Origin of the sequence: Arthrobacter bambusae (assembly GCF_022606295.1) — a bacterium.
In the GTDB taxonomy this organism is placed as follows: domain Bacteria; phylum Actinomycetota; class Actinomycetes; order Actinomycetales; family Micrococcaceae; genus Arthrobacter; species Arthrobacter bambusae_A.
In genome coordinates this window covers 1-8,174 of the sequence record NZ_JAHHZS010000064.1, presented here as the reverse complement: position 1 = coordinate 8,174, position 8,174 = coordinate 1, and the positions used below count along the sequence as shown (strand labels likewise).

Here is an 8,174-nt window from a genome sequence, read left to right as displayed (position 1 = left end):
TTAAAACTTACCGGCTGCTTGCCTCCTAGTCAAATCGGCGTTCTTGACTTGATCTTCACGAGGAACTCAGTCAACTTCACCGATCTCCACTGGGGAGCAGCGCGGGTACTAACTATACCACCAGTTCTCCGGGGAGGCAAAAGCCCCGCCAGGCGGCTTCCTGCCCTTCAGCGACAACCCTCAAGATCCACGCGAAGGGCCCGGAAACTCATGGCTTCCGGACCCTTCACTCGCAGAAATCCAGAACAACTACCCTGCAGGAGTGAACCAGGAAGCCCCAAGCGGCGGCAAGGTGACGGTCAGTGCGGCAGGCAGTCCTTCCGCTCCGGGTGCGGTGGCAAGCAGTTCACCGGCGTTGATCACACCCGAACCTCCGAATGCCTCGGCGTCAGTGTTGAGCACTTCCTTCCATGCGCCGGCGGACGGGACTCCAAGAACATAGTTCTGGTGCGGAGCCCCCGAGAAATTCACGGCGCACACCAAGGGATTGCCGTCGTGGTCCCACCGGATGAAGGTCAGTACGTTGCGGTCAGCGTCCGCCCCGTTGATCCACTGGAAACCGCCTGGCTCGTTGTCCCGGACGTACAAGGCCGGCGTCGAGCTGTACAGCGTGTTCAACTCGCGGGTAAGCAACTGCAGTCCGCGGTGCGCCGGGATGTCGGCAAGGAACCAGTCAAGCCCGTGCTGTTCGGACCATTCGGCTTCCTGGCCGAATTCCGTGCCCATGAAGATGAGCTGCTTGCCCGGGTGCGCCCATTGGTAAGCCATAAACACCCGCAGGTTGGCAAGCTGCTGCCAGCGGTCGCCGGGCATCTTGCGCAGCATCGATCCCTTGCCGTGAACTACCTCGTCGTGGCTGATGGGCAACAGGAAGTTCTCCGTGAAGGCATAGACCATGGAGAACGTCACCGTGCCGTGGTGCCAGCGGCGGTTCACCGGGTTTTCGGCGATGTACTTGAGGGAATCGTGCATCCAGCCCATGTTCCATTTGATGCCGAATCCCAGGCCGCCGTGGCTCGTGGGCGCGGTGACGCCGGGGAACGCCGTGGATTCCTCCGCGATGGTGACTGCTCCCGGGTGGGTCTTGTAGATCGTGGCATTGACCTCTTGGAGGAAGGAAATGGCTTCCAGGTTCTCGCGTCCGCCATGGACGTTGGGGAACCACTCCCCCTCCTCGCGCGAATAGTCCCGGTAGAGCATGGAGGCCACTGCGTCCACCCGGAGTCCATCGATATGGAATTCCTCAAGCCAGTACAAGGCGTTCGCGACCAGGAAGTTGCGAACCTCTCTGCGGCCGAAGTCGAAGATGAGCGTTCCCCAGTCAGGGTGCTCGCCAAGCCGGGGATCCGAGTGTTCGTACAGTGGTTCCCCGTCGAAACGGGCGAGGGCCCACGCGTCCTTCGGGAAGTGTGCCGGGACCCAGTCCAGGATGACGCCGATACCCGCCTGATGCAGTGAATCGACCAGGAACCGGAACTCGTCCGGATGCCCGAAGCGGGAGGTCGGAGCAAAGTAGGACGTGACCTGGTAGCCCCATGAGCCGCCAAAGGGGTGCTCGGCAACGGGCATGAACTCGACGTGGGTGAAACCAAGCCACTTCACGTATTCCACGAGGTCCTTGGCCAGTTCTTTATACCCGAGCCCAAGACGCCAGGAACCTAGGTGGACCTCGTAGACACTCATGGGCGAGTTGTGCGGATCCTTGTTGGCGCGCGCCGTCATCCAGGCGTCGTCCTTGAAGCGGTACCCGGACTCCACGACGCGTGACGCGGTCAAGGGCGGAACTTCGGTGCCGAAGGCGAGCGGGTCTGCTTTCTCCACCCAATGGCCTGCCTTGGTGAGCAGCTCGAATTTGTAGCACGCCCCTGCTACAACCCCGGGAATGAAGACTTCCCAGACCCCCGAGGACCCGAGGGAACGCAAGGCGTGTTCACGCCCGTCCCAGGAGTTGAAGTCGCCCTTGACGCGGACTGCCTGCGCGTTGGGCGCCCAGACAGCAAAGGACACACCGTCCACATCGCCGAGCGGGGAGCGGTAGTGCTGGACGTGCGAGCCCAGCGTGTCCCAAAGCCGTTCGTGCCGACCTTCTCCGATGAGGTGCAGGTCCACTTCGCCGACGGTTGGAAGGTAGTGGTAGGGATCGTTGATCGTCACCGGCGCGGAGTCGCCGTAGACAACCTCCAGGCGGTAGTCCGGGACATGGCCCTGCTGCAACGGCTCGAGGACCGCCACCCAGACGCCGTCGGTCTCGTGGGTCATCGGGGTGGAACCGGCTTCGGTGACTACAGCAACTTCCGCCGCGAGGTGCTTGACCGTGCGGATGGTGACGTGACCGTGGTCGTCAAGGTGGGCGCCCAGCACCGAGTGCGGTGCGTGGTGTGCGCCCGCGGCCACCCGGCCCAGGGTAGCGGCGTCCACATACAGCGGGACTCGGGGCCGTTCGGTACGTGCTGAGCCTGTCATTTCCTTACCTTCCGATGTCGCCGCGGCATCCGTGCCGGGGCTCGTGTTTCCGAGGAGCTGCCGCGAAGCATTGACCGGAATGGGCAACCAGTCCGGCCTGTTCCGTAGCTCGTAGATCACCTCGTACAAGGCCTTGTCCAGCCACAATGCCACAAACAGCGGCGAGCGGCGGTCAATGGTTCCAGGGGTGATGTCGCTGTAGCCCGCCAGGAACGCCTCGGCGCAGTCGTCAACCCACGTTGCGGGAACCCGGGCGCCCGGGTTCTCGCGGACGGCCGCACCGGCCGCGTAGTCAAAGGAGCGCAGCATCCCTACGACGTCCCGCAGGGGAACGTCGGGAATATTACGGTGCTCGATCGGCCTCAGGGGCTCGCCCTCAAAGTCCAGGATCGCCCACCGGGCAGGTTCTCCCGCGGCGCCGGGCACCAAGAGGATCTGGCCCAGGTGAAGGTCGCCGTGGATGCGCTGCAGCGTCCCGGCTTCCTTGCCTGACAATTGCGTCAGAAGTGCCTCAAGCTGCTGTTCATGTGGCCCGACGGCGGTACCGGCCTCAGCCCACGACTGGCGGACACGCCGGACTACTTCGGGGGCGATGTCCTGGCCCGGAACGCGTTCCCGGGCGGTTCCGAGGGTTTCCGCGAGCCGCAGGTGCACAGTGGCAGTCGCCTGGCCCAGCTGCCGGGCTTCGGCGGCAAAGTCAGTGCCCGACGCCGCGGCGTCGACGGCGAGACGCCAAGCGTCCTGCCCGCCCGCAAGGAATTCGTGGGCCACGGCGAAATCGGCCGAAGCTGTGCCGTGCCGTCCCAGGGGTGTCCGTACCTCCCATGTTCCCGTGATCCATCCAAGGGTCGAGGGCACTTCCTTGGTTCCCGCCGAGGTCAAGGCCGCGCCGACCTCCACCTCTGGGTTCTTGCCGACTGAAAGCACCCGGAAGATCTTCACGATCGCCGCGGACATGCCGTCGTCGACGATCACTGACGTGTTGGACTGCTCGCCGGAAGAGACACGCACGGAGCCTGAGGCGGTGGGCAGCTGCAGGCTGCCGGGAACCGTATGTCCGCTCGCCGTGCATTCCCCCTCCCCGGGTTCGGCCGAAGCCTGCCCGCGGATGAGATCCAGCATTGCCGTCACAAAGTCAGGATCGTGGGGGGCGTCGTATACCCACACGGGCGGGTTCTGCTCGCTTGTTCCACCGACCTGACCCACCAAGGCAGGTGCAAAAGCGGCCGAGGGCGCGGAACGAAAGCTAAGCGGTACTTGGATGATGTCGGCCTGCCGACCGCCATCAGCCGTGGCATACGCGACGGAGATCAGCTGGACTTCCAACCCGGTCCCGGAGGAGGGCGCAGAAAGGGAGAACGAACCGACGAAATCCAGTTCGAATAACCCCGCCTTGACCGGAAACCAGCGCTGCCGGGGCAGCCATTCCTTGAGCAGGGAGGCCAGGACCGTGGTGGGCGCCATGAGACTCATCTCAGCCTTCGATGGAGAGCACTGGGATGGCCTGGGTGTACGGCGACGAGGCGGTGGAACCCGCCGAACGTATCCGAAGCCAGAAGAAGTCGTGGCTGCCGAGCGTGAGGGTCAGGGAGCCATCGGCGCCGATTCCTGGGAACGGTTGGCCTCCGAACACATCCCTCAAGCCTCTTCCGGCATATTCAGGGATATCCAAAGTGGTAGCAACCGGATGCTGAGACAGGTTGAAGACGCACAGGATTGATTCGGCGTCCTCGCCTTCCGGATTGTCCTCCCGGAGTTCGCGCAGATAGGCAAGGACCACTTCATGGTCTGCCGGAACGTTACGGTAGCCGCCTAGCCCGAAGGCCGCGTGGTTCCTCCGCACACTCAGGATCTGCCGTGTCCAGCGCAGGAGTGATCCGGAATGGGCCGCTTCGGCCTCGACGTTCGCCATGCTGTAGTTGTAGACCAGCGACTGGATGACAGGCAGGTACAGCTTTCCGGGGTCGGCGTTGGAGAACCCTGCGTTGCGGTCCGGATTCCATTGCATCGGCGTGCGGACGGCGTCGCGATCGTCAAGCCAGATATTGTCTCCCATCCCAATTTCATCCCCGTAGTACAAGAACGGGCTGCCCGGAAGGGAAAGCAGCAACGCGTTGATCAGTTCGATCTCGGAGCGGGAGTTGTCCAGCAGCGACGCAAGCCTGCGCCGGATCCCGATGTTGGCGCGCATTCGCGGGTCCGGGGCGTACCAGCCCAGCATGGCGGCACGTTCGTCGGAGGTGACCATCTCGAGCGTGAGTTCGTCGTGGTTGCGCAGGAAGGTGCCCCATTGGGCGCCGGCCGGGATTCCCGGCGTGTCCCGCAGCGTCTCGATGATGGGGGCGGCCTTCTGGTCGCGGAGCGCATAGTACAGGCGCGGCATGATGGGAAAGTGGAAGGCCATGTGGCATTCCGGTTCTTCCTCCGTGCCGAAATATTCGACGACGTCGTGCGGCGGTTGGTTGGCTTCGGCGATGATCACACGGCCCGGGTAGTTCTCGTCCACCATCTTCCGAAGATCGCGCAGGAAACCGTGGGTGGCCGGCAGGTTTTCGCAATTGGTGCCCTCTTCTTCGAAGAGGTACGGGATGGCATCTGCCCGGAATCCGTCAATGCCTTGGTCCAGCCAGAACCTGACGACGTCGTGCAGGGCCTCGACGACCTTGGGGTTTTCGAAGTTCAGGTCGGGCTGGTGGCTGAAGAAGCGGTGCCAGAAGAACTGCCGGCGGATCGGATCGAACGTCCAGTTCGACTCTTCCGTATCCACGAAGATGATGCGCGCGTCCTGGTACTTCTCGTCGGTGTCACTCCACACGTAGAAGTCACCGAACGGACCATCCGGATTCTTACGTGACTCCTGGAACCAGGGGTGTTGGTCCGAGGTGTGGTTCAGCGGGAGGTCGATGATGACCCGCACGCCCCTCGCATGGGCTTCGGCCACGAGCCGCTTGAAGTCGCTGATGGTGCCGAACTCGTCCAACACGGACGTGTAGTCGGAAATGTCGTAACCACCATCGCGCAAAGGCGAATCGAAGAACGGCGGCAGCCACAAGCAGTCCACTCCGAGCCACTGCAGGTAATCCAGCTTTTCGATCAGACCGTGGAAGTCACCGGAACCATCGCCGTTCGCATCCGCGAAGGCCCTCACCAGAACCTCGTAGAAAACTGCCTTTCGATACCAATGGGGGTCATGTTGAAGACCCGGGGCATTCAGCTCGAAAGTGTTCTTCGGCGTGAAGTACTGACTCTGACCCTGCGGATTAAAGCTCACTAAGGCTACCTCCGGATATTGAGAATGTGTGCCGGTTCTTGATGCGCGTCCAGTCGGACGTAGTTGTACTCGCCCCACTCCCAGCTTTCGCCGCTGACCAAATCATCCACCCAGAAGCGTCCATTGGCGGTGAAGTCGGCCGGATCCAGCGAAAGTGCGGAGAGGTCCAGGGTCACGGTGCTTTCCCTGATGCCGTGGGGATCGACGTTGACCACAATGATCAAGGTGTCCTTGCTGCCGTCAGGCAAGGTCTTGTGCTTGGAGAACACCACTGTGGCGTCATCCGTGCTGTGATGCAGAGTCAGGTTCTGCAGGTCACCCAAGGCCGGGTGGGCCTTCCGGATGGCGTTAAGCCTCGTGATGTAAGGGGTCAGGCTGTGCCCCGAGGCCGCCGCGGCATCCCAATCGCGGTGCTTGAACTCATACTTCTCGTTGTCGATGTACTCCTCGGCACCCGGACGCGCCACGTGCTCGTACAGCTCGAATCCGGCGTATACGCCCCACAGCGGGCTGGCCGTGGCTGCCAATGTTGCGCGGATCCGGAACGCGGCCGGCCCCCCGTATTGGAGGTATTCGGTGAGGATATCCGGGGTGTTGACGAAGAAATTGGGCCTGAAGTACGCCGGGGATTCGTGGCTGATCTCCTGGAAATACGATTCCAGCTCGGTCTTGGTGTTCCGCCACGTGAAATACGTGTACGACTGCTGGAATCCTGCCCGGCCGAGGGCGTGCATCATCGCGGGGCGGGTGAACGCTTCGGCGAGGAAAACGACGTCGGGGTGCTTTTTGTTGACCTTGCCGATCAGCCATTCCCAGAACCACACGGGTTTGGTGTGGGGGTTGTCCACGCGGAAAATCTTCACGCCGTGGCTTACCCAGAGGAACACGATCCGCAGGATTTCCTTGGACAAACCGGCGGGATCGTTGTCGAAGTTCAGCGGGTAGATGTCCTGGTACTTCTTAGGCGGGTTTTCGGCATAGGCAATGCTGCCGTCCACGCGGGTCGTGAACCATTCCGGGTTGGTCTTCACCCAGGGGTGGTCCGGGGCTGCCTGAAGCGCCAAGTCCAGCGCCACCTCGAGGCCCAGCTCATTGGCGCGGGCCACGAAAGCGTCGAAATCCTCGAAGGATCCCAATTCCGGATGGATGGCGTCGTGGCCGCCGGCTTCGGAGCCGATGGCCCACGGTGAGCCGGGATCCTGCGGACCCGGGGTCAGGGTGTTGTTGCGTCCCTTGCGGTGCTGGAAGCCAATCGGGTGGATGGGCGGCAGGTAGATCACGTCGAAGCCCATGTCCGCAACGGCGTCGAGCCTCTTGGCAGCTGTCGTGAAGTTGCCCGAAGTCCACGCTCCCGTGGAGGGATCGAAAACGGCACCTTCGGAACGGGGGAAGAATTCGTACCAGGCGCCCCGTCCGGCGAGGTCGCGCTCCACGAGGAGCGGGTATTGTTCCGAGACGGTCACCAATTCACGGATCGGCTGGCGCTCGACGGCGGCCGCGACCTCCGTGCTGAAGCCGGCGGCAAGGCGCTCCTCGGCAGTCTTGGAAGTATCGGCGAGGCCTTCGGAGGCAGCCCGCAGGGTGCGCTTGTCCGCCGCGCTCCGCGAGCTCTCTCCCGCCGCTTCCGCGAGGAGGGCGACGCCTTCAGCGAGCATCAGCTCCACGTCGATGCCGGCTTCGACCTTCACTTCGGCGTTGTGGTGCCATGTGCCATAGCGGTCGTGCCAGGCTTCGATCGCGAAAGTCCAGGCTCCAGGTGCCGTCGGGGTCAGCAGGCCCTCCCAACGGTCTGTTCCCTTACCGCGCTCACCCGGTGCAGGCGCAAGCCGCACACGCTGGCGTTCTTTGCCCTTCGGGTCCAGCAGGACGGCGCTCACCCCCAGCTGGTCGTGGCCCTCACGGAAGACCGTGGCGCCGACCACCAAATCTTCACCAGGCAAGGCCTTGGCCGGAAACCGGCCTTCCTCGATCACGGGTTGGACAGCCGTGATCGGGAATCTGCCGAACCTGAGACCTTCAGTGATAACGGCCTTCTGCTTGGACTTGGATGCTGAGCTGGATCGGGGTGCTGCAGTAGTGGTCACAACCTCGACGTTAGCGAGAAAAATCACATTTTGCGAAGAGGTAGCCCAGACTCTTCCCCGCAATGTGTCATTTACCTAAAAGAAACCGAAAGCTGTTCCTGCCGTCCACCGAGTGGATTAGTGTGGCGCTCGTGAAGGCAATTCGAAGGTTTACCGTCCGTACCCTGCTCCCCGAGCCGATCCAGCCGCTCGCGCGTCTCGCGACGAATCTGCGCTGGTCGTGGCACCGACCTACCCGCGAGCTTTTTGCGAGCCTTGACCAGGAATTGTGGGAGGAAAGTCGTCACGATCCAATCAGCCTCCTCGGGTCAATCAGCCGCGATCAGCTCGACCAACTTGCCTCCAACAATGAACTT

At 62.6% G+C, this 8,174-nt stretch carries 4 protein-coding genes; 1 reads left to right on the top strand and 3 read right to left on the bottom strand.

The window, feature by feature from the left end; genetic code table 11:
• Positions 1 to 249: 249 nt before the first annotated feature.
• Genes KNN17_RS21705 through KNN17_RS21695 form a run of 3 tightly spaced genes read right to left on the bottom strand, consistent with a single transcriptional unit; the run spans position 250 to position 7,818 of the window.
• A complete protein-coding gene (locus KNN17_RS21705; protein WP_372489721.1) occupies positions 250 to 3,936 on the bottom strand; it encodes a 1,4-alpha-glucan branching enzyme in 3,687 nt (1,228 codons plus the stop codon).
• 1 nt (position 3,937) lies between these two features.
• Entirely contained in the window at positions 3,938 to 5,734 is a 1,797-nt protein-coding gene (gene treS / locus KNN17_RS21700; protein ID WP_078106529.1) for a maltose alpha-D-glucosyltransferase, read from the bottom strand.
• A gap of 5 nt (positions 5,735 to 5,739) precedes the next feature.
• Positions 5,740 to 7,818 carry an alpha-1,4-glucan--maltose-1-phosphate maltosyltransferase gene (locus tag KNN17_RS21695; protein WP_284763318.1) on the bottom strand — a complete coding sequence of 693 codons (2,079 nt, stop codon included), beginning with the start codon at positions 7,816 to 7,818 and terminating at the stop codon, positions 5,740 to 5,742.
• Between the two features lie 131 nt (positions 7,819 to 7,949).
• Between KNN17_RS21695 and KNN17_RS21690 the strand changes: the two genes are divergently transcribed.
• Positions 7,950 to 8,174 (top strand): DUF3417 domain-containing protein (locus KNN17_RS21690; RefSeq protein WP_241710921.1); only part of this gene is annotated, 225 nt, incomplete at its 3' end.